The sequence below is a fragment of the Halomonas marinisediminis genome (assembly GCF_004347715.1).
GTDB classification, from domain to species: Bacteria; Pseudomonadota; Gammaproteobacteria; order Pseudomonadales; family Halomonadaceae; genus Halomonas; species Halomonas icarae.
Genome location: NZ_SLTR01000192.1, coordinates 1 through 317, shown reverse-complemented (window position 1 = coordinate 317; position 317 = coordinate 1). Strand labels below are relative to the sequence as shown.

General features: G+C 47.9%; 1 protein-coding gene. It reads left to right on the top strand.

The window, feature by feature from the left end; all coding sequences use genetic code 11:
- Window positions 1–132: 132 nt before the first annotated feature.
- Window positions 133–317 (top strand): hypothetical protein (locus E0702_RS16335; RefSeq protein WP_132045634.1); only part of this gene is annotated, 185 nt, incomplete at its 3' end.

The following is a 317-nucleotide window of genomic DNA, read 5'->3' as shown; positions in this document are numbered from 1 at the left end:
CTCCAAAAAACCTTTATCTGTCAAGTTAATACATAAATTATGCGATTTTGTTTGCATATTGGCTTGACTTCGAATGGCAAGATTGGATAGACATGCGTACATGCACTTCATTTCGCATGTAAGGAATAGACGATGGCCCGCTTTACCCAAGCCCAAATGCTCGACGAACTCCGCACCATTTTTCTGTTCGAAGCCGACCACGTGCTGATCTCGTCCGGATCGGCCAAAGCGGAAGCGTTCATCGGCTTCCGAACGAAGGACGAGTACTGCCACGAACCAACCGCGAAAGTTGACCTCTCCTTGTTTGCGAGCATCAC